The organism is Burkholderia sp. 9775_39 (assembly GCF_015712225.1).
Classification (GTDB): Bacteria; Pseudomonadota; Gammaproteobacteria; order Burkholderiales; family Burkholderiaceae; genus Burkholderia; species Burkholderia cenocepacia.
In genome coordinates this window covers 44,048-66,948 of sequence record NZ_JACCQC010000035.1, presented here as the reverse complement: position 1 = coordinate 66,948, position 22,901 = coordinate 44,048, and the positions used below count along the sequence as shown (strand labels likewise).

14 protein-coding genes are annotated in these 22,901 nt (G+C 66.4%); 8 read left to right on the top strand and 6 right to left on the bottom strand.

The features are described 5' to 3' along the window. From H0X90_RS31510 to H0X90_RS31480, 7 genes are all read left to right on the top strand, one after another. Positions 1-5,939 (top strand): YadA-like family protein (locus H0X90_RS31510; RefSeq protein ID WP_196438378.1); only part of this gene is annotated, 5,939 nt, incomplete at its 5' end. A 121-nt stretch (positions 5,940-6,060) separates the two neighbouring features. Beyond that, on the top strand, positions 6,061-6,723 hold the full coding sequence (locus H0X90_RS31505) for an OmpA family protein (protein WP_077190163.1): 663 nt from the start codon (positions 6,061-6,063) through the stop codon (positions 6,721-6,723). A 389-nt stretch (positions 6,724-7,112) separates the two neighbouring features. Beyond that, positions 7,113-8,258, top strand: coding sequence for a DUF2827 domain-containing protein (locus H0X90_RS31500; protein ID WP_077021325.1), 1,146 nt, complete (start codon positions 7,113-7,115; stop codon positions 8,256-8,258). 14 nt (positions 8,259-8,272) lie between these two features. Next, positions 8,273-9,427: a DUF2827 domain-containing protein gene (locus H0X90_RS31495; RefSeq protein WP_077190164.1), complete on the top strand. Its 1,155-nt coding sequence runs from the start codon at positions 8,273-8,275 to the stop codon at positions 9,425-9,427. Positions 9,428-9,453: 26 nt separating this feature from the next. Next, the gene (locus H0X90_RS31490) at positions 9,454-9,921 is read left to right on the top strand and encodes a DUF4019 domain-containing protein (RefSeq protein ID WP_034203299.1); all 468 of its coding nucleotides are present in this window, start codon (positions 9,454-9,456) and stop codon (positions 9,919-9,921) included. Positions 9,922-9,954: 33 nt separating this feature from the next. Beyond that, positions 9,955-11,091 carry a DUF2827 family protein gene (locus tag H0X90_RS31485; protein WP_077190166.1) on the top strand — a complete coding sequence of 379 codons (1,137 nt, stop codon included), beginning with the start codon at positions 9,955-9,957 and terminating at the stop codon, positions 11,089-11,091. 24 nt (positions 11,092-11,115) lie between these two features. Then, entirely contained in the window at positions 11,116-13,089 is a 1,974-nt protein-coding gene (locus H0X90_RS31480) for an FkbM family methyltransferase (RefSeq protein WP_077190167.1), read from the top strand. Positions 13,090-13,147: 58 nt separating this feature from the next. Here the strand turns inward: H0X90_RS31480 and H0X90_RS31475 are convergent, their stop codons facing one another. The 3 genes from H0X90_RS31475 to H0X90_RS31465 form a co-directional block, all read right to left on the bottom strand. Next, positions 13,148-13,564, bottom strand: coding sequence for a hypothetical protein (locus H0X90_RS31475; RefSeq protein WP_034178316.1), 417 nt, complete (start codon positions 13,562-13,564; stop codon positions 13,148-13,150). 73 nt (positions 13,565-13,637) lie between these two features. Further along, positions 13,638-14,441 carry an EAL domain-containing protein gene (locus tag H0X90_RS31470; RefSeq protein WP_058903511.1) on the bottom strand — a complete coding sequence of 268 codons (804 nt, stop codon included), beginning with the start codon at positions 14,439-14,441 and terminating at the stop codon, positions 13,638-13,640. 784 nt (positions 14,442-15,225) lie between these two features. Next, positions 15,226-16,368 carry a DUF2827 domain-containing protein gene (locus H0X90_RS31465; protein ID WP_006483224.1) on the bottom strand — a complete coding sequence of 381 codons (1,143 nt, stop codon included), beginning with the start codon at positions 16,366-16,368 and terminating at the stop codon, positions 15,226-15,228. Between the two features lie 400 nt (positions 16,369-16,768). Between H0X90_RS31465 and H0X90_RS31460 the strand changes: the two genes are divergently transcribed. After that, a complete protein-coding gene (locus tag H0X90_RS31460; protein ID WP_060264405.1) occupies positions 16,769-18,091 on the top strand; it encodes a galactosyl transferase GMA12/MNN10 domain protein in 1,323 nt (440 codons plus the stop codon). An 87-nt stretch (positions 18,092-18,178) separates the two neighbouring features. Here the strand turns inward: H0X90_RS31460 and H0X90_RS31455 are convergent, their stop codons facing one another. From H0X90_RS31455 to H0X90_RS31445, 3 genes are all read right to left on the bottom strand, one after another. Continuing rightward, complete coding sequence (locus tag H0X90_RS31455; protein WP_077190168.1) at positions 18,179-20,293, bottom strand: phosphocholine-specific phospholipase C; 2,115 nt, start codon at positions 20,291-20,293, stop codon at positions 18,179-18,181. Between the two features lie 42 nt (positions 20,294-20,335). After that, a complete protein-coding gene (locus H0X90_RS31450) occupies positions 20,336-20,539 on the bottom strand; it encodes a hypothetical protein (RefSeq protein ID WP_006483229.1) in 204 nt (67 codons plus the stop codon). 331 nt (positions 20,540-20,870) lie between these two features. After that, positions 20,871-22,865 (bottom strand): acetyl/propionyl/methylcrotonyl-CoA carboxylase subunit alpha, encoded by a 1,995-nt coding sequence (locus tag H0X90_RS31445; RefSeq protein ID WP_006483240.1) that lies wholly within the window; start codon positions 22,863-22,865, stop codon positions 20,871-20,873. Positions 22,866-22,901 lie beyond the last annotated feature (36 nt).

Here is a 22,901-nt window from a genome sequence, read left to right as displayed (position 1 = left end):
ACAGCTCGGTTACGTCGCTTTCGACTTCCACGTCGACGGGTCTCTCCTCGGCTAATAGCTCGATCGGCTCTCTCTCGACCTCGACCTCGACCGGCATCAACTCGCTGTCCACCGGCCTCAGCTCGGCAAACAGCTCCGTTACGTCGCTTTCGACTTCCACGTCGACCGGCCTCTCGTCGGCTAATAGCTCGATTTCGTCGCTGTCCACGTCGACCTCGACCGGCATCAACTCGCTGTCCACCGGCCTCAGCTCGGCTAACAGCTCGGTTACGTCGTTGTCGTCTTCCACGTCGACCGGCCTCTCGTCGGCTAACAGCTCGATCACGTCGCTGTCGACTTCGACTTCGACCGGCATCAACTCGCTGTCCACCGGCCTCAGCTCGGCAAACAGCTCGGTTACGTCGCTTTCGACTTCCACGTCGACGGGTCTCTCCTCGGCTAATAGCTCGATCGGCTCTCTCTCGACCTCGACCTCGACCGGCATCAACTCGCTGTCCACCGGCCTCAGCTCGGCAAACAGCTCCGTTACGTCGCTTTCGACTTCCACGTCGACCGGCCTCTCGTCGGCTAATAGCTCGATTTCGTCGCTGTCGACTTCGACCTCGACCGGAATCAACTCGCTGTCCACCGGCCTGAGCACGGTCTCGACGAAGACGGACAACCTCGGCAGCAGCACCGCCTCGGCACTTGGCGGCGGTTCGACGTACGACCCGACGACAGGCAAGGTTTCGGCCCCGTCGTACACCACATACAACGCGAACGGCACGACGTCGACCGCCAACAGCGTCGGCTCGGCGATCAACAACATCAACAGCCAGGGCATCAAGTACTTCCACGCGAACTCGACCGGCGCCGACAGCACCGCAACGGGCACCGACGCTGTCGCCATTGGCTCGGGCGCCGTCGCCAGCACGATCAACTCCGTCGCCATCGGCCTCGGCGCGGTCGCCAGCACAGACGACTCCGTCGCACTTGGCGCCGACTCGAAGACCGTCGCGGCAACGCCCACGAGCAGCGCGACCGTCAACGGCGTGACGTTCAGCGGATTCGCTGGCGCCAAGCCAGTCGGCGTCGTCAGCGTGGGTGATGCCGGCAAGGAACGACAAGTCACCAATGTCGCCGCGGGTCAAGTGACCTCCACCAGTACCGACGCGATCAACGGCAGCCAACTGTATTCGGTCGCCCAGCAAGTCGGTACTGCGACCAGCGCCATTTCGTCGCTGTCCACTTCGACCTCGACCGGTCTGTCGTCGGCCAATAGCTCGATCACGTCGCTCTCGACCTCGACGTCGACCGGCCTGTCGTCGGCTAACAGCTCGATCACTTCGCTGTCGACCTCGACTTCGACCGGCTTGTCGTCGGCCAATAGCTCCATCACGTCGCTGTCGACCTCGACCTCGACCGGCTTGTCGTCGGCCAATAGCTCGATCACGTCGCTGTCGACTTCGACCTCGACCGGCCTGTCGTCGGCCAACAGCTCGATCACGTCGCTGTCGACCTCGACCTCGACGGGTCTTTCGTCGGCCAATAGCTCCATCACGTCGCTCTCGACTTCGACCTCGACCGGCCTCTCGTCGGCTAACAGCTCGATCACGTCGCTCTCGACTTCGACTTCGACTGGCCTGTCGTCGGCTAACAGTTCGATCACCTCGCTGTCGACCTCGACCTCGACGGGCCTCTCGTCGGCCAACAGCTCGATCACGTCGCTGTCGACTTCGACCTCGACCGGCCTGTCGTCGGCCAACAGCTCGATCACGTCTCTGTCGACCTCGACTTCGACCGGTCTTTCGTCGGCTAACAGCTCGATCACGTCACTCTCGACCTCGACCTCGACCGGCCTGTCGTCGGCTAACAGCTCCATCACGTCACTCTCGACCTCGACGTCGACGGGCCTGTCGTCTGCGAATAGCTCGATCACGTCGCTGTCGACTTCGACCTCGACCGGCCTGTCGTCGGCCAACAGCTCGATCACGTCGCTCTCGACTTCGACCTCGACCGGTCTGTCGTCGGCCAATAGCTCCATCACGTCGCTGTCGACCTCGACCTCGACGGGCCTGTCGTCCGCGAATAGCTCGATCACCTCGTTGTCGACCTCGACTTCGACGGGCTTGTCGTCGGCTAACAGCTCGATCACGTCACTCTCGACTTCGACCTCGACGGGCCTTTCGTCCGCGAATAGCTCGATCACCTCGCTGTCGACCTCGACCTCGACCGGTCTTTCGTCGGCCAATAGCTCGATCTCGTCGCTCTCGACTTCGACTTCGACGGGCTTGTCGTCCGCGAATAGCTCGATCACGTCGCTCTCGACTTCGACCTCGACCGGCCTGTCGTCGGCTAACAGTTCGATCACCTCACTGTCGACCTCGACCTCGACGGGTCTGTCGTCGGCTAACAGCTCGATCACGTCGCTCTCGACTTCGACCTCGACCGGCCTCTCGTCGGCTAACAGCTCGATCACGTCGCTCTCGACTTCGACCTCGACCGGCCTCTCGTCGGCTAACAGCTCGATCACGTCGCTCTCGACCTCGACCTCGACCGGCCTCTCGTCGGCTAACAGCTCGATCACGTCGCTCTCGACCTCGACCTCGACCGGCCTCTCGTCGGCCAACAGCTCGATCACGTCGCTCTCGACTTCGACCTCGACCGGCCTCTCGTCGGCCAACAGCTCGATCACGTCGCTCTCGACTTCGACCTCGACCGGCCTGTCGTCGGCCAATAGCTCGATCACTTCGCTGTCGACTTCGACTTCGACGGGCTTGTCGTCGGCCAACAGCTCGATCACGTCGCTCTCGACTTCGACCTCGACCGGCCTCTCGTCGGCTAACAGCTCGATCACGTCGCTGTCGACTTCGACTTCGACGGGGTTGTCTTCGGCTAATAGCTCGATCACCTCGCTGTCGACCTCGACTTCGACCGGCCTCTCGTCGGCTAATAGCTCGATCGATTCGCTGTCCACGTCGACCTCGACCGGCCTGTCGTCGGCGAATAGCTCGATCACTTCGCTCTCGACCTCGACCTCGACGGGGCTGTCGTCAGCTAACAGCTCGATCACCTCGCTGTCGACATCGACTTCGACCGGCTTGTCGTCCGCGAACAGCTCGATCACCTCGCTGTCGACTTCGACCTCGACGGGTCTGTCCTCGGCTAACAGTTCGATCACTTCGCTCTCGACCTCGACCTCGACGGGGCTGTCGTCAGCTAACAGCTCGATCACCTCGCTGTCGACCTCGACTTCGACCGGCTTGTCGTCCGCGAACAGCTCGATCACCTCGCTGTCGACTTCGACCTCGACCGGTCTGTCGTCGGCTAACAGCTCGATCACTTCGCTCTCGACCTCGACCTCGACCGGCCTGTCGTCGGCCAACAGCTCGATCACTTCGCTGTCGACCTCGACTTCGACCGGCCTGTCGTCGGCTAACAGCTCGATCACGTCGTTGTCGACTTCGACTTCGACGGGTCTTTCGTCCGCGAACAGCTCGATCACGTCGCTGTCGACTTCGACTTCGACCGGCCTCTCGTCGGCAAACAGCTCGATCACGTCGCTGTCGACTTCGACGTCGACCGGCCTCTCGTCGGCAAACAGTTCCATCACGTCGCTGTCGACCTCGACTTCGACGGGTCTGTCCTCGGCGAATAGCTCGATCACGTCGCTGTCGACCTCGACTTCGACCGGCTTGTCGTCGGCCAATAGCTCCATCACGTCGCTGTCGACTTCGACTTCGACGGGGCTGTCGTCGGCTAACAGCTCGATCACCTCGCTGTCGACCTCGACTTCGACGGGTCTGTCGTCGGCCAACAGCTCGATCACGTCGCTCTCGACCTCGACTTCGACCGGTATCAGCTCGCTGTCCACTGGCCTGAGCTCGACCAACAGCTCGGTGTCGTCCCTGTCGACCTCCACCTCGACCGGCCTGTCGTCCGCCAACAGCTCGATCACGTCCCTGTCGACTTCGACTTCGACCGGCATCAGCTCGCTGTCCACTGGCCTGAGCTCGACCAACAGCTCGGTGTCGTCCCTGTCGACCTCGACGTCGACCGGCCTGTCCTCGGCCAACAGCTCGATCAGCTCCCTGTCGACCTCCACCTCGACGGGTCTGTCGTCGGCCACCAGCTCGATCACGTCCCTGTCGACTTCGACCTCGACCGGCATCAGCTCGCTGTCCACCGGCCTGAGCAGCACGGACAGCACGATCCTGTCGCTGTCCACCTCGACGTCGACCGGCATCGGCTCGCTGTCCACCGGCCTGAGCAGCACGAACAGCTCGGTGTCGTCGCTGTCGACCTCGACCTCGACCGCGATCAACGCCGCGAAGACGCACTACTACAGCGTCAACGACAACGGCGTGCAGCAAGCCAACTACGACAACACCGGTGCAACCGGCACCAACGCCCTCGCCGCCGGCGTGAACGCCAGCGCGGCGGGTGCGAGCAGCGTGGCAGTCGGCGACGGCTCGAACGCGCAGACGGCAGGCGCGGTCGCGATCGGCCAGAACGCATCGGCAACGGGCGGCAAGGCGGTATCGATCGGCTCCGGCAACACCGCATCGGGCGATGGCGCGGTCGCGATCGGCGATCCGAACGTGGCGACGGGTACCGGCGCCGTGGCGATGGGTGCGAACAATACGGCGACCGGCGACGGCGCGGTGTCCCTCGGCAACCAGAACACGGCAACCGGCGCCAGCGCGCTCGCCCTCGGCAGCTCGAACCAGGCCACCGCGGACAACACGATCGCGCTGGGCAGCCAGGCCACGGCCAGCGCCACCGGCGCACAGGCCTACGGCTCGGCCGCCAAGGCCACCGCCGCCGACGCGCTCGCCTTCGGCACGAACGCGCAAGCGAACGTCGCGAACTCGATCGCACTCGGCGCGAACTCGGTCACGGCCGCGGCGGTCGGCACCTCGAGCGCCACGATCGGCGGCGTCACGTACCCGTTCGCGGGCGGCTCGCCGGTCGGCGTGGTGAGCGTCGGCGCACCGGGCCAGGAACGCCAGATCACGAACGTCGCCGCGGGTCGGATCTCGGCCACGAGCACGGACGCGATCAACGGCAGCCAGCTGAACGCGACGAACAACGCGATCAACGCGCTGTCGACGTCCACCGCGTCGAACGTCGCATCCCTGTCGACCGGCATCAACTCGCTGTCGACCGGCCTGAGCACGACGAACAGCAACGTGGCCTCGCTGTCCACGTCGACCTCGACCGCGATCAACTCGCTGTCGACGGGCCTCAGCACGACGAACAGCAACGTCAACTCGCTGTCGACGTCGACTTCGACCGGCATCGGTTCGCTGTCCACCGGCCTGAGCACGACGAACAGCAACGTGGCATCGCTGTCGACCGGCGTGACGAACATCAACAACCAGTTGAACCAGTTGTCGACGTCGATCAACAACAACACGACGCGTGCAGCCAACAACAACGGCATCGCGGCCGACATGAACGGCAAGGGCACCGACGTCCCGGTCGTCACCGCCGGCTCGAACTCGGTGGCGATCGGCGCGGGTTCGAACGACGGCGGTCGCTCGAACGTGGTGTCGGTCGGTAGCGACCAGCAGCAGCGCCAGATCACGAACGTCGCGCCGGGTACGCAAGGCACCGACGCGGTGAACGTGAACCAGCTGACGCAGGTGCAGACGACGCTGTCGACGGCACTGTCGGGCCAGCAGGCACAGATCAACTCGCTGGGTTCGCAACTGCAGCAGACCGACCAGATGGCGAAGCAGGGTATCGCGGCCGTCGGCGCGATGGCGTCGATCCCGCAGCTCGATCGCGACGCCAACTTCGGGATGGGCGTGGGCACGTCGACCTTCCTCGGCCAGAAGGCGATGGCGGTCAACATGCAGGCGCGCATCACGGAGAACCTGAAGGCGTCGATCAACGGCGGCTTCAGCGGCGGTCAGAAGGTGATCGGCGCCGGCATGCTGTATCAGTGGAAGTAATGCGTCGCGCCGCCCGGCCGTCCGGCCCGCCAGCCGGGCGGCCCGCGGCTCCGACGGCAGGACGAGCCCGCCGCGCACCGCGCGGCGGGCCTCGGTCAACCCAAGCTTTAAGGACGTCACCGTGAACAAACTCGCTCTTGCGCTCGCGCTTTCCGCAACGGCCCTCGCCGCGTGCTCGACCGCATCCGGCCCGACCTTCAGCGCCTCCGAACTGCAGCCGCGCGACGGCGTGCGCACCTTCCAGGTGGACTGCCACGGCCTGCTGTCGGGCCCGCAGACCTGCATGAAGGCCGCTCGCAAGATCTGCGGCAACGAGCCCGTGCGCGCCGTGGACTCGGCCCGCGCGCTGCGCGACAAATCCGATCCGGCCACGCTGGTCTTCCAGTGCGGCGCCGCACCGGCCGAAGCGGCCTCGGCCGCCGAGCCGGCCGCCGCCGTGGTCGAACGCGTGAACCTGTCGGGCGACGCGCTGTTCGCCACCGACCACGCGACGCTCGCGCCGACCGCGCGCGAATCGCTGGACCGGCTGCTGAGCGAGCGCGCCGACCGCACGTACTCGCAAGTGACGGTCACCGGCTTCACCGATTCGGTGGGCAGCGACGACTACAACCTCGCGCTGTCGAAGCGCCGGGCCGAAGCGGTCGCCGCCTATCTGAAGGCGCACGGGCTGAAGACCGACTCGATGACGGTCTCGGGCCGCGGCAAGGCCGATCCGGTCGCATCCAACGCGACGCCAGAAGGCCGCGCCAGCAACCGCCGCGTCGAAATCCGGCTGCAGCACTGAGCCGCCTGCGGCCGCCCGTGCGGCCGCGCGATCCGGCGTGCCGTCCGCGCCGCGCCGGCACGCCGCCGGACCACCGGGCGCCGCAACGCCTGCGCCCGTTTCCGTTGGCCGGCGGCTATGTCAAAGTTCGTCACGTCCTGCCAAAACCGGCGGTTTCCATGCCACAATCGCCGCAGACAGTCGCCGGGGCAGCCTGCCCGACGCGCGCCGTGCCAGGCGTGCCCGGCGACACGCCGGAATCCGGCTGCCGCCCGCGCGAATCTCGTCGCCCGATTCGTGCACCGCGGCGCACCGGCGCGAATCCAACCATGACGATCCACGGCGCGCCGCTGCCGGCCATACGCTCGACGCGATGCCCGGACGCATGACGCCGCAGAGGAAACCAACCGGTGACGGACATCAATGAAGCCGCCGCGGGCGGCACCCGCAAGCAACGGCCGGCGGTCGGCATCTCGCTGTTTGCGCGCGACGGCCAGGCGATCTGGGAAAACGGCATTCACCAGAACATCGCGTTCCTCGCGATGATGCTCAAGCACTCGGATCGCGTCGGCCCCGTCTATTTCCTGAACGGCGGCGACGCCAACGCGCTGCCGGCCGGCCTCGAACTCGACGGCCTCGACATCCCGCTGGTGAAACCCACCGACGTCACGCACGAACTCGACGTCGTGATCGAAATGGGCGCGCAGTTGCCGGTCGAGTGGCTGCGGCACATGAAGGCGCTCGGCAAGAAGATCGCCGCGTTCTTCTGCGGGCACGTGTATGCGGGCCTGTGCGAAACGCCGATGTTCGGGAAACCGTCGGGGCACGTGTTCAACGGCGCACCGTTCGACGAAGTGTGGCTGCTGCCGCAATACGACAAGACCGCCGCGCCGATGCTGCAGACGATCCTGCGCGCGCCCGTCCATCTGATGCCGCACATCTGGTCGCCGTACTTCCTCGAGCGCCGCGTCGCCGCGATCGCCGGCGAAGGGGCGACGTTCGGCTATCAGCCCGGCGCCCGCCCGTGGCGCCTCGCGATGCTCGAACCGAACATCTCGGTCGCGAAGTCCTGCCACTACCCGATGCTGGCGTGCGACGCGTTCTACCGCGCGCGGCCGGACGCGGTGCAGCACATGTTCGTCGTCAACGCGATGCACATGAAGGAACATCCGACCTTCGTGCACTTCGCGAACAGCCTCGATCTCGTGCGCCAGCACAAGGCGACCTTCGAACCGCGCCTCGACCTGCCAGGCTTCATGGCGCGCCATGCGGATGCGGTCGTGTCGCATCACTGGGAAAACGGGCAGAACTATCTGTATTACGACGTGCTGTACGGCGGCTATCCGCTGATCCACAACTCGACGCTGATCGGCGACGCCGGCTACTACTACCCGGACTTCGACTCGGCCGCGGGCGGCCGCGCGCTGCTCGAAGCGTGGCTGCATCACGACGAACGCCTCGACGACTACCGCGCGAAGGCCGGCCGGCTGCTGCAGTCGGTCTCGATCGACAACCCCGCGAACCTCGACGCGTTCGTCTCGCGTCTGGTCGCCTGAACCGGAGCATACGCATGTCGGACTCCAATGCCCGTCAAGCGCCCGGCGAGGGCAAGCGTCTCGTCGTCGGCGTGTCGCTGTTCGTGCGCGGCGCCGGCCAGTCGCTGTGGGAAAACGGCATTTTCCAGAACTGCCTGCTGCTGATTCTGCTGCTGCGCCAGTCACCGCTCGTCGCGGATGCCGTGATGGTGAACGGCGGCGAACAGGTCGCCGATCCGCAGATGATGCTCGGCGAGTGGGACGTGCCGCTGCTGTCGATGGACGAAGCGCTCGAGCGCTGCGACGTGCTGATCGAAATGAGCGCGCAGTTCGGCGCGGACTACCTGCGCGCGTTCCGCGAGCGCGGCGGCAAGGTCGTCACGATGCGGGTCGGCAACGACTACGTGATCGACATCGAACGCGCGATGTTCGACAAGCCGTCGGGCTTCCTGTTCTCCGGCGCGCCGTACGACGCGGTGTGGACGATTCCCGAGTTCGAGCGCTCGTGCCTGCACTACTACCAGACGGGCCTGCGCGCGCCGGTCACGATCGTCCCGCACATCTGGCATCCGATGCTGTTCGACAAGGCGCGCGCGACGCTCGGCGCCGGTTTGTCGTTCGGCTATCAGCCCGGCAAGCCGCGCTGGCGCGTGACGATGTTCGAGCCGAACATCTGCATGGTGAAGACGAGCATCATTCCGATGCTCGTGACCGAGGAAGCGTATCGCGCGAAGCCCGAGTTCCTCGAGTTCGTGCGCGTGTGCAACACGATTCACCTGAAGGAACATCCGACGTTCGTGCACTTCGCGAAGAGCCTCGACATCGTGAACCACGGCATCACGACGTTCGAAAGCCGCTATGCGGTGTACGAGTTCATGGCCGCGTACGGCGATGCGGTGGTGTCGCACACGTGGGAGAACGCGCAGAACTACCTGTACTACGAGCTGCTGTACGGCGACTATCCGCTGATCCACAACTCGCCGTTCCTCGGCAAGGCCGGGTATTTCTATCCGGACTTCGACTGCCAGGCGGGCGGCCGCGCGCTGCTGCAGGCGTTCGCCGAGCACGACGCGAATCTCGACGCGTATCGCGAGCAGTCGAAGCACGTGCTCGACTCGGTCAGCATCTACAACCCCGAGAACGTCGCGGCCTATACGGACGCGATCGCCACCCTCTATCGCGACGCGTGACGCGCCGCCCTTTCCGGACCCCGCCCATGAACGCACGCCCGACCCTCACCCGCGCAAAATGGCTGCTTGGCTGCGCCGCCGCATCGATCGCGATCGGCGCGCATGCGCAAGCCGCCGGCGAATCGGCCGACACGCTGCTGCGCGACTCCGATGCGGTGTTCAAGCAGCTCGACGCCGGCCAGTACGGCGCGGTATGGACCGACGCTGCACCGTTCGTCAAGGCGCGCTTCAAGCAGGACCAGTTCGCGGCGCAGATGCAGCAGGCCCGCCAGTCGGTCGGCACGGTCAGCCATCGCGGCTGGGCGCAGGTCACGCGCATCCGCTACGAGCGAACGGCCGGGATGCCCGACGGGCTCTATGCGAACGTCGATTACGCGACGACGCTGGCGAGCGGCGCCACGATGTTCGAAAAGCTGAGCTTTCGCCTCGAAACCGACGGCCGCTGGCACCTGACGGGCTACGTGCCGCGTCAGACGCAAAACACCGCGCAGTAAGTCGCGCACTGCCCGCCCCACGGAGCCGATCCGATGAAACTCAATGTCGCGATAACGATGAACGTGCAGCGCGACGCGACGCAGTCGATCTGGTACAACGGCGCGAACCAGCACTGCGTGTACCTGTACATGCTGCTGAAGCAGTCGCCGTTGATCGGCGAGGTCTGGCTCGCGCACGACAACGGCATCACCGAGTATCCGCAGGCGCTGATGATGGACGCGTTCGGCGACGCGCTGCGGCCGCTGTCGGCCGTCGTTCACCAGACCGACCTGCTGATCGAGATGAACGCGTTCGTCGACCCGTCGCACACGGACGTCGTGCGCCAGCGCGGCGGCAAGTGCGTGTCGTATCGCTTCGGCAACGACTACGTGATCGCGGTCGAGACGATCAACTTCGAGAAGAACGACTGGCGGCCGAACCCGCACCGCGTGCAGTTCGACGAGATCTGGACCAATCCGCAGCACATGCACACGTGCGCCGCGTATTTCCAGGCCGTGTACCGTGCGCCGGTAATCGAGCTGCCGCATATCTGGTCGCCGTATTTCATCGAGCGCAGCCTCGACGCCGATCCCGAACTGAAGGCGCGCTTCGGCTATCGCAACCACGGCCCGGCCAAGCGCATCGCGTTCTTCGAGCCGAACCTGAACGTCGTGAAGAGCGCGATCGTGCCGATGCTCGCCGCGAACGCGTGCTACGTCGAGCATCCGGAGCTCATCGAGCACGTGTACATGACCAACACGTTCGACAAGAAGGAAAACGTCGCCTTCAAGCATCTCGCGCTCGGGCTCGAAATGGTGCGCGACGGCAAGGCCACCGCCGACGTGCGCGCGCCGTTCGTCGCGTGGGCCGCGCATCACACCGACATCGTCGTGTCGCACCACTGGGAAAACGGCCTGAACTATCTGCTGTACGACGCGCTGTACGGCAACTACCCGCTCGTGCACAACTCGCCGTTCCTGCGCGACGTCGGCTACTACTATCCGGACTTCGAGATCTTCGATGCGGCGCGTGCGATCGCGACCGCCGCGCAGACGCACGATGCACGGATCGGCGATTACGCGGCGGCCGCCCGTCGCTGCCTGCACCAGGTCGACACGCTCGCCGAGCACAACGTCCGCGCCTATTCCACGCAGATCCAGCATCTGTTCGCCGGCCGCCCGCTCGGCTGATTTCCTTCGCCCGCGCCCCTGCCCATGAATCAGACCGTCCGCAATTTCGTCGTGATCGATTCGATCCACGGCCCGTTCGTCATCAACCGACACTGCGCATTGCAGGCCGAGGCGCTGATCAAGACCGGCCGGCCGCATATCCAGGGCGAACTCGACACGATCCTGCACGTGATCGACCAGTTGCCCGACGGCGCCATCGCCGTGGACGGCGGCGCGAACGCGGGGCTCGTCTGCGTGCCCGTCGCGCAGCGGCTGCGCGAGCGCGGCGGCCGCGTCTATGCGTTCGAGCCGCAGCGCACGCTGTTTCACGCACTCGGCGGCACCGTGGCGCTCAACCAGCTCGACAATCTCCATCTGCTGAACATGGGGCTGGCCGCCGCCAACGGCACGATGAAGGTGCCCGACGTCGACTACGGGCAGGATGCCGACTTCGGACCGGTCTCGCTCGTCGACGCGCAAGCGTCGGGCGGCACGCCGACGCCGGTCGTCCGGCTCGATTCGCTCGGCCTGCCGCGGCTGGATTTCCTGAAACTCGACATCGAAGGAATGGAGATCGACGCGCTGCGCGGCGCACGGCAGTTGATCGAGGCGCATCTGCCGTGGTGCTGGATCGAATACTGGAAAGTCGGCGAGGCGCCGATCATCGACACGTTCGCCGGTCTCGACTACACGTTCTACCGGATCGATGGACTGAACCTGCTGTGCGTGCCGAACCCGCGCTGGGACCGGCAGCGCCTGTTCATCACGGGCGAACCGCTCGCCGTCGGCGCGACGGCCGAACACGGCGCGGCGCCAGCAACGGCTGCGGTCGCCGATGCCGACGCGCCCGAAACGGACTGGAACCGCGCGCTCGAGCATGAATCGCGCGGTGAGTGGGGGCATGCGATCGACCGCTGGCGGCGCGCACGCGGCCGCGGGCTCGACGACGAGGCGATCGCGCTGCAGCTCGCGTCATGCTACGGCTTTGCCGGCATGCCCGAAGCCGGGCTTGCGGCGCTCGACCCGTTCGGCGATCCGGCCGCGCTGCCCGACGCGGCGCGCGGGCGCATCCAGCTGGCGCGCTCGGCGCTGCTGCTGCGTGCCGGCCGACGCGACGAGGCCGCACGCGCCACCATCGACAGCGAAAACGTATTGACGGCCGCGCAATTCGGGCTGGCGACGGAGCGGCTTTACCAGGGCCAGCCGCTGCACGGCAAGCGGCTGCTCGTCCTCAGCTACGGCGGTGTCGGCGATCAGCTTCAGTACGCGCGCTATCTGCATGCGCTCGACGCGTTCGGCCGCGCCGGCGTGACCGTGGTCGTCCCCGACGCGCTGACGGGCCTGCTGCGCCAGACGTTCCCGCGCATCGAATTCGTCGGCGCGCACGGCGCGTGGGTCGACACGTCGCATCTCGCCCACGACTACTGGTGTTCGTTCCTGGTGCTCGCCGCGCAGTTCGGTTACGCGCCGGCGCCGGAAGGCGTGCCGGCGCCCTACCTGACGTGCCCGCCCGCGCATGCGGCCACGTGGCGCGAGCGTGTGTCGCACGACGGCCATGCGCCCGGCACGCGCCGCATCGGGCTGAACTGGCGCGGTCGCGACGAAAGCGATGCGCGCTTCCATCGCGCGGCCAGCCTGCGCGATTTCGCGCCGTTCGCGCGGATGCGCGGCTACGCCGCGTACTGTCTCAATCGCGACCTGTCCGCGCAATCCGAGCAATCGGACCTGCCGGTCACCTTCCCGCATCGGGCCATCGGCGACTTCAGCGATCTGGCCGCGCTGATGCTCGCGATGGACGCCGTGGTGACGACCTGCACCGCGCACATCCATCTCGCCGGCGCACTCGGCGTGCCGGCCGTGCTGCTGCTCAGCCCGAAAGCGGACGCACGCTGGGAAACCGGCTCGCGCACCGCGCTCTACCCCGGCATCCGGATCGTGCGCGCCGCGCACGTCGGTCGATGGGACGATGCGATCGACCGCGCGATGGCGCTGGTGCTCGGCGGTTTCGGGAAGGATTGAGATTCGACGGGCCGCGCGAGCGGGCCGCAGCACCGGGCTCGCTCGCGCGCCGGTTGCGTTACACCAGCACCCGATCGCCGCTTTGCGCGGCGAATGCGCGGCCATGCCGCCGCCCCATGCGCGCGAGCAGCGCGAAACAACGGGCTGCCGGCCGGCCTGCACCGCCCGATTGCCGGACGAGACTGTCGGATACGCCGCGCGCGATCGCCGACTCGTCGCCGCACGCGCCGGCGATGACGCCCGCGTAGTAGTGCCGGGCCGCCAGCTCGCGGCCGCCCGCGTCGAGCGGGCTCATCCGCTGAATGCGGCGCGCGACGATCGTCAGGCCGTCGAGATAGGGTGCGACGTCGATCGGCGCATCGGTCGATTCGGCGCCCAGCTGCCATAGCATGTCCGCCAGTTCGGCGAGCGCGACCAGGTCGCGCACGTCGGTCGCCTGCGTGCCCGTTCCGCCTCCGGCTTTCGTTCCCGCCATGCCCACGCCCCTTTGCGATTCGTCCCCACCGCCGACACGCATCCCGCGCGCGCCGCCCTGCCCGTTGCCGCGATCACGCGGCGGCCGGCGACCGCCATGAAAAGCGGATGCCCTGCGCCCACGCGACGCCGGCATCCATGATGATCTGCCGGTCGATTTCGCTTTCCACGCCTTCGACGACGACGTGCCGCGCCCCTTCATGCGCGAACGCGATCAGCCGGCGAAACTGGTAGCGCCCGATCGCGTTGCGCTTGATCAACGACAGGACCGACCGGTCCAGTTTCACGATGTCGGGATTGCCGACCACCAGGTTGTTCAACGCGCTGAACCCGACGCCGAAATCGTCGATCGCGATCCGGCAGCCGGCCTGCCGGAAGCGGTTCACGAACGACCGGCCGGCGACGGGGTTCAGCGGCCCCGTCTCCGTGATCTCGATCACCAGCCGCGCCGCCACCGACGGCTCGCGCTCGAGCCGCCTGAAAATCGCCAGCCACGCGTCGTCGACCACCGCGCTCGCCGCCGCGACGTTGCAACCGTACACGGCGCCCGGATCCGCGCGCAGCGCGTCGATCGTGCGGCCGACCACCAACCGGTCGAACCAGCGCATCAGCCCGAGCGCTTCGAGCCGCGGCAGGAAGGCGAGCGGCGGCAACGCATCGCGCTCGCCCCACCGCAGCCGCGCCAGGCATTCCCGGTACAGCACGCCGCCCGACAGGTCGGCGCGGCACACGGGTTCGTGCGCGAAGCCGAGCCGGCTTTCGACGAAACTGCGTACCGACGCAAGGTCGGGATGATCGTCGGGCGCGCCGAACACGAGATCGATTTCATCGCGATTCGCTTTCCGATTCGCCTCCTGGCGAGCTTCGACCGCATTCATCCGGCGCTCCGGCAAATGGCGAGCCGCCGATCACGGCTCGACCTCAACACATATGCGGAACGAGCCAACCTCGACGCACTCCGCCGCCTACCCGGCCCATCCTGTCATGTCGATTTTTTCCGGGGAGCGTACTGTTCGCTTCGGCGCGCCGTCAAATTCGATATTTTTACGATATTCGATTACTTGAAATACACCACGCGTGCGCGATGCCGACAGTGCGACAGGTTACACAACGCGAATTACAAAATCCCAAAATCCGGATCGTTTATCTTTTTTGCCTAAACAGTTTTATCCGAATCGGCTTTACCCGAATTTGCTCGTCGCGCGAATCGGGGCGCCGCCAATTGATCAGATAAATACCGTGCCTCGAGGTGCCGACCGTGCTTGATATGCCGAGTCGAAACACCGGCTTCCGCCCATGCCGCGCCCCGCGGAAAACCCGCTGCGGCGCGCCATTCGATCGTCGCAGCATTCAATTTTCATGTTTCAAACGATATTATGAAGTTTCGAAACGGAATCAAGTGCCGGTCAATCAATAATACCAACTTCAATTATATGAAGATTATCAATTGAAACATCTTTAACAATCTTGAAGACTTGTTAACCTATAAACTCTTTTTTGACGGACTTCCCTCGGAGCCGTCAATTTCGTGCCTTCGAAAACCGTCGAACTCATCGGGTTCGGCGGTTTCTTTTTTAACGGCAGGATTTCGTCAGACATGAGGGCGGGACAAACCCGACGGTGGAAGGCGGCGCCTCGAACGTGCGCCGCGGAAAATCGGCGTCAGGCAGCCGGCGCGCCGATCAGGTTCGCGAGCAGCGCGTCGTACTCGGCGACGAGCGCCGGATTCGCCGACGTGTAACGGCCGAGGATCTCGCGCTGACGCCGCGTGTACGCTTGCCAGTCGTCGTCGTGCGTATGCAGCGCGCGCAGCAGCGCGTCGGCGCCCTGCTGCACGTCGTTGTCCGGATAGTAGTAGCCGAGGTCGGGCGCGAGGCTCGCGTTGTGCACGAGCGGATAGCCCTGCCAGCACACGTCGAAATAGAAATAGTTCAGCGGGTTCGACCATTGGTGCGACACGACGATATCGGTCAGGTCGGCCAGGAACAGCGGCGTATCGAAACGCCCGACGAAGCTCGCCTTGCCCGCGCGCACGATGTCCAGGTAGTTCATCAGCATCACGAACTCGGGGCTGTCGTGCGCGAGGCGATCGGCATTCGTCACGTGCGTGAAGCAGATCGCGTCGGGGTCGCGGCGATACGCTTCGTCGATGATCAGCATCGGATACACGCAGAACTTCACGACGTTGTGGTTCGGCTCCATCACCGTGAGCCGCTTGCCCGGCTCGCTGCGCGGCCGGTATTCGCCGTGCTCGGGCAGCGACCGCGCGCGTTCGGCCAGGAACATCGGATCCCACACGAACGGCACCACGCGCCCCGGGCAGCGCCGCAGCGACTGCAGGAACGGCAGCGACGACGGTGCGATCTGCGGAATCGCCCACACCTCGTCGTAGCCGCGGTTGATGAACAGCGAATCCCACAGCCGGCGGCCGAACAGCATCGACTCCATCGCGTTGATGTACTCGACGCCGCAGCAATAGCTGACCAGCTTCACGCCACGGGCCTTCAGGTAGGCCGTCTGCTCGCCGTCGATCTGCCCGCCCAGCTCGATCACCACGTCGAGCGCGTCCTTCATGTCGGCGAACGCGCGCGTGTCGTACGCGCTGCGGTCCCATGGCAGCGCATCGGTGAGCGGCACGTCGGTCGTGTTGACCAGCGTCACGCGGTAGCCGTGCGGCGACGCCATCAGCAGCTTCGCGAGGAACAGCGCGTTCTGCTTGATGCCGTTGATCCACAGGCTTTCGTCGGGGGCACGCAATCCGATCGTGATACCGATGCGCAGGCCGGTCAGGACAGGAGACGTCATCGTCGGCGGGATGGAAGGTTGAACGGGGAATGGCGCAGTGTAGCGCGCGAAGCGCCGCCCGCGTCAAGCGGCGGCAACCCGGCATTCTAGCGGAGCGCCGGCCGCACACTGTCAGGGATGGTCAGCGCCCGCTCCCGCCGTGCCAATTCGTTCGACCGTTATGCGATACTCGTGCCGCCCGGCGGCCGGTTTGCCCGGGACATTCGAGCGGGCGCCGCACGACCTCGCCGCACCACGATCAGAACAGGGCACACCGAATGGAATACGATGCCGCGCCAGTCTTCCAGACCATCCACGACGAACCGGGGCGGCGCTCGCCGCAACCCGTATCCGGATCGGGTGCCGCGCTGAAGCGCACCGCGCGGATCGTGTGCATGCGTCCCGGCGTCCGGAGCGCACGATGATCGTCGTCAGCCATTTCAGCCAGCCCGCGCCCGCGAGTCTCGAGAATCACCGCTGGTACGCGCAGGTGCACGGCTATCGCCACGAGATCGTCGACGCCTGCGGCATGCCGCAGGCGCTGCCGTTGCGACCGCTGCATCGCTACGAATCGCTGCTTCACGTGCTGCGCGGCGCGCAACCCGGCGAACTCGTGCTGCTGCTCAGCGAAGACGCGGCGATCATCCAACCCGTCGCGCTCGATCGTCTGATGGCGGGGCGCGATACGCTGTTCGTCGACGCGTTCGCGTCGCCGCTGCCGCAAGTCGACGTGCAGATCTGGCGCAACACGCCGGACGTGCGGGCGATCGTGATGCGGCTCGTGCAGCGCTGCAAGCTCGGCAGCGAGCCGAGGCTGACGTCGGAAGCCGCGCTGTTCGCGGATCTCGATACGCACGGCTACATGACGCCGATCGACGGGCTGTACGCGGTCATGCCGTCCGGCCCCGACCTCGATCCGATGTGGAGCCGCGAACCGACGTTCGCGATCAGCATCGACGACACGCCGCGCGATCCCGAACGCAAAGGCGCGACGCCGCGCTTTCGCGACACGCTCGTCGCCTACGTCAATCGCTGCCGCGCCGCCGGCCGGCCGATGTTCTCGTTCGATCACGATGCGGCGGTCACGCCGGACGAACGCGCCGAGCGCACCACGTACCACCCCGGCCGGCCGATCGCGTTGATGATGCTGTACACGCCGAACATCGGCAGCTATGCACGCGTCGCCGAACGGAATTTCCGGCGCTACTGCGATGCGCACGGCTACACGCTCTACGTGCATCGCGACATTCCCGCCGAGATCGGGCTGAACGCGACCGGCAACTGGTTCAAGCCGTGGTTGCTGCACGCGTACCTGCAGCACCACGAATGGGTCGTGTGGCTCGATGCCGACGTGCTGATCGCGAACCAGCAGCAACCGCTGGAACCGCTGCTCGCAGGGCGCGACTGGCTGCTCGCGCAGGATATCGGCCAGTGGGCGTTCAATTCGGGCGTGATGGCGTTTCGCCGTACCGAACGCAACGACGCGATGCTGCGCGACCTGATGACGGCGATCGCCGCGCTGCACGACCGCTCGAGCGTCTATGCGAGCGACGGCGACCAGCTGCATTTCATTCGCGCGATGGAGCGCGACGGGCAGTTGCACGGCGAAGGCGTGACCGACCTCGTGAGCCTCAACACACCCTGGCTGTTTCGCCGTGCGGACAGCTACGTCGTGCATTACTACGGCATGTGGTCCGCGATGCGGGCGCTGATGATGGCGCACGACGACGGGCTGCTGCCCTGACGCTTCCGCCGCGACATCATCGATTGGCAAACGCGACGGGCCGGCCGGTTGCAACCGGCCGGCCCGTCGTCGCATCGGTTACCGTCGTCAGATCGCCGTGATCGTCGGCGCGACGGCCGCCGGGTCGGTGATGCTGGCCTTGCCGGTCTCGACGTGCCCCGCGATGCGGCGCGTCCAGCCGGCATTGCCCGCCACCGCGAACTGCAGGTCGTACCAGTGGCTGCTGCACGACAGGTCCCAGTGCGCTTCGATACGCTGCCCGGCCGGAACCGTCAGCGTGCGCGCCGCGCCGCCGTACGCGACATCGGTCGCCGTGACCGTGAGCGGGCTCGTGCCCGCATTGGCGATCGTCACGTACACGTCGCCGTTCGCGGTGTCGTAGCACGGTGTGATTTCAGGCTTGGCCGCGGCATCCGCCGCCGCCGAACCCGCGAAGCGCCGGAAATAACCGTTCGGCCCCCACACGCTCACCAGGTAGTTGCCGTTCGCATCGAGCGCCCACGTATCGGTCAGTTGCTTGCCCGCTTCGACCGTATAGCGGCGCGGCATCGCGGTGGGGTCGCCCGTATAGACCCAGAAGTGCGCGCCCTGCGTGCCGGTATTCGCGAACGTCAGCGCATACCCTTGTGCCTGGAGTTGGCCGGTGACATGCAACTCGTACGGCAGCGCGCGCGCCGGCCGCGTGCCCGGTTCCTGCGCGGTCAGGACCTGCTGCGCGGTGCTGGCCGGCGCGGTCTGCGACGACGCGCGCGAGCATTGCAGGTCGGCCTGCGCGACATATGCCTGCGTGTTCGGCAGGGTCGGCAGCGTCGCATCCGATTTCGAGAAGTCGAGCGCCGACGTCAGGTCGCCGCAGATCGCGCGGCGCCACGGCGAGATGTTGGTCTCCACCACGCCGAAGCGCTTCTCGATGAATTGCAGCACCGACGTGTGATCGAACACCTGCGAGCAGACGAAGCCGCCCTTCGACCACGGCGACACGACGAACATCGGCACGCGCGGACCGAGCCCGTACGGCAGGTTGTCGGCCGTATAGGTGCCGGCTTGCGTGGCGGTCACGACGTTGTGCCGCTCGAGCGACACGTCCACGGTGCTCATGCCCGAGCCCGGCAGCGTCGGCGCCGACGGCGGCACGACGTGGTCGAAGAAGCCGTCGTTTTCGTCGTACATGATCAGCAGGACGGTCTTGCTCCACACGTCCGGGTTGGACGTCAGCGCATCGAGGATCGTCGACAGGTAGTACGCGCCATACAGCGGCGTGAACTTCGGATGCTCCGAATACGCGGCGGGCGGCAGCAGCCACGACACCTGCGGCAGCGCATTCGCCTGCACGTCGGCCTTCAGCTGCGTGATCGGACGCGTGCTCATCCCGCGCGTCTGCAGCGACGAACCGGCCGGCGCATTCACGAAGTTGTTGAAGCACGCCAGCATGTTCGTGCCGTAGTTGCCGGTGAAGTTGTCGAACCCGGTGCCCTGCTGATAGATCTGCCACGAGATGCCGGCTTTTTCGAGGCGTTCCGGGTAGGTCGTCCAGCTGAAGGGCGGCAACTGGATCTTGTCGAACTGGTTGTCGATGTAGTCGGTGTTGTCGAGCAGCGGGCCGCCGCCGGTGCCGAGCGGATCGACCATGCCCGTCATCAGGTACATGCGGTTCGGGTGCGTGTTGCCCGGAATCGAGCAGAAGTAGTTGTCGCACACCGTGAACGCATCCGCGAGCGCGTAATGGAACGGGATGTCGTCGCGAACGTGATAGCCCATCGTCATGTTCGACTTCTGCACGGCCCACTGATCCGCGCGACCGTTGTCGATCGCGCCGTGCGTCGTCGCCCACGTGTGCGGCAGGCCGCCGATGCATTGCGCGTTGACGCCCGGGTTGGTCGTGTCGTAGCGAAACGGTGCGATCACGCTCGACTTGTCTTCCTGGCGCGGCTGGAACCACACCGGCTTGCCGTTCGGCAGCGTGACCGGGAAGCGGTCGTTGTAGCCGCGCACGCCGCTCAGGTGGCCGAGGTAGTGGTCGAACGAGCGGTTCTCCTGCATGAACACAACGATGTGCTGCACGTCCTGGATCGTGCCCGTCACGGTGTTCGGCTCGATCGCCAGCGCCTTGCGGATCGATTCCGGCAGCAGTGCGGTGGCGGCGGTCGCGCCGGCGAGGCCGGCCGAGAACTTCAGAAAATCGCGTCGCGAATGAGTGGCCATGCTGGTTGCTCTTGATGGGTTTTCTGGTGGAAACGGCCGGTATCAGGAAGCGGGCGACGAAGCAGGCGCGGTGAAGCCCGGCGGGCAGCGCATCTGCGCGGTGGCGACCACGGCGCCGCCGCACGCGGCCTTCTGCTGCGCGACGGGCGCGGCGGGTGCGGTCAGGTCGTCGTTGCAAGCGCCGAGCAGCGCGGTCAGCGCGATCAGACCGACGACTGCGAAAGGCCGTAGGGCCGACGTTCGCATAACGGTTCTCCGTGAGGATGATGACGTGACGCGGACGCGAACCCCGCGCCGGTCATATCGACGCCGAGATGCTATGTTCGACTTGTTACACGACGGTGTCGAGTGGCGGGAAGATCGAGGGGCGTGCCGCGCGCGGCACGAAGAGAGATGGCAGGAACGACGAAGACCGTAAGTCGTTCGAAAGATTTTCGTTGGCCGCGCGTACTGCTTCGCGTGTGCTCGATACCGCAGCCGTGCTGCCGCGACGACGAACACACGGCGAATCGCGACGCGCTTTCTTGCGGGCCGGCCGCCGCTGCAACCGGCCCGCGTATGGCAGCAACGCTGCCGATCAGCCTTCCGCCATCATCAGCAACTGCGCGCCGTCCGCGACCTGGTCGCCGACGCCGTACAGCACTTCCGCGACGACGCCCGCGCTCGGCGCGCCGATCGTGTGCTCCATCTTCATCGCTTCCATCACGATCAGCGGCGTGCCGGCTTCGACCTTCTGGCCCGGCTCGACCAGCACCGCGATCACCTTGCCGGGCATCGGCGCGGTCAGGCGGCCGCCGCCCTGCTCCGCGTCGCCCGCATGCGCGAGCAGGTTGCGCCATTCGAACGTTTCGGCCGCGCCCTGCGTGAACACATGGAACGTGTCGCCGTCCGCATACACGCGGCCGCTGCTGCGCACGTCGCCAAGCGTCACGTCGAAATCGAGCGGCGTGGCGCCGCGCGTCCACGCGAACGGTTGCGCGGCCGCGTCGCCGATCGCGATGCGCGCGCCGGCGCCGTCGTCCTCGTACGTGACCGTCACGTCCGCTTCGCGATCGATTGCATGCCACTCGAGCGTGCGGCGATAGCCGCCGTTCAGCCGCCAGTCGGGCAGCGCGGCCCACGGCGATGCGGCCGGCGCCGCAGCGCGTTCGCGTGCCAGCAGCGCCGCGCAAGCGAGCGCGAGCGTCGCGCGCGGCGGCTGTCGCGGCGCGAACAGCGCATCGTGGTTGCGCTCGATCAGGCCGGTGTCGAGATCGGCCGTCGCGAACGGCTCGCACGCGACGATCCGCTGCAGGAATGCCGCGTTCGTATGCAGGCCGACCACTTCGCACGCGCGCAGCGCACGCAGCATCAACCCCAGCGCTTCCGCGCGGTCCGCGCCGTGGACGATCAGCTTCGCGATCATCGGATCGTAGAACGGCGTGATCGCATCGCCTTCGCGCACGCCGCTGTCGACGCGCACCGCCGCGCCGATGTCGAACTCGACGCCGGCCGGCAGCCGCAGATGCTTCAGCGTACCCGTCGACGGCAGGAAGCCGCGCGCCGGATTCTCCGCGTAAAGGCGCGCCTCGAGCGCATGGCCCCGCACGCGCAGTTCCTCCTGCTTCAGCGGCAGCGGCTCGCCGGACGCGACGCGCAGTTGCCATTCGACGAGATCGAGCCCCGTGACCATCTCGGTCACCGGATGCTCGACCTGCAGGCGCGTGTTCATTTCCATGAAGTAGAACGCATCGCCCGTCATGATGAATTCGACGGTGCCCGCGCCGACATAGCCGACCGCGCGCGCGGCCGCGACGGCCGCTTCGCCCATCGCCTGGCGCACGTCCTCATGCAGGCCCGGCGCCGGCGCTTCCTCGAGCACCTTCTGGTGACGGCGCTGCACCGAGCAGTCGCGATCGAACAGGTACACGGTATTGCCGAGCGTGTCGCCGAACACCTGCACTTCAACGTGGCGCGGGCGCGTCAGGTATTTCTCGATCAGCACACGATCGTTGCCGAAGCTGCTTGCCGCTTCGCGCTGGCACGATGCGAGCGCCGCGGGAAAGTCCTCGGAGCGCTCGACGACGCGCATCCCCTTGCCGCCACCGCCCGCGCTCGCCTTCAGCAGCACCGGGTAGCCGATCTCGTCGGCTTCGCGATGCAGGTTGGCCGCATCCTGGTCGTCGCCGTGATAGCCGGGCACGAGCGGCACGGCGGCCGCGTGCATCAGCGCCTTCGCGGCGGCCTTCGAGCCCATCGCCGCGATCGCGTCGACCGGCGGCCCGATGAACACGATGCCGGCCGCTTCGCATGCGTGCGCGAAATCCTCGTTCTCCGACAGAAAGCCGTAGCCGGGGTGAATCGCCTGCGCGCCGGTCGCACGCGCGGCGTCGATGATGCGCTCGATGCGCAGGTAGCTGTCTGCCGCGGCCGAACCGCCGATGTGCACGGCCTCGTCGCATGCGGCCACGTGTTTCGCGTTCGCATCCGCGTCGGAATAGACGGCGACGCTCGCGATCCCGAGACGTTTGCACGTCGCGGCGACGCGGCACGCGATTTCGCCGCGGTTGGCGATCAGAATCTTGTCGAACATGGCTTCGATGTCGTCCGGAAGGTTGAGGTCACGCGA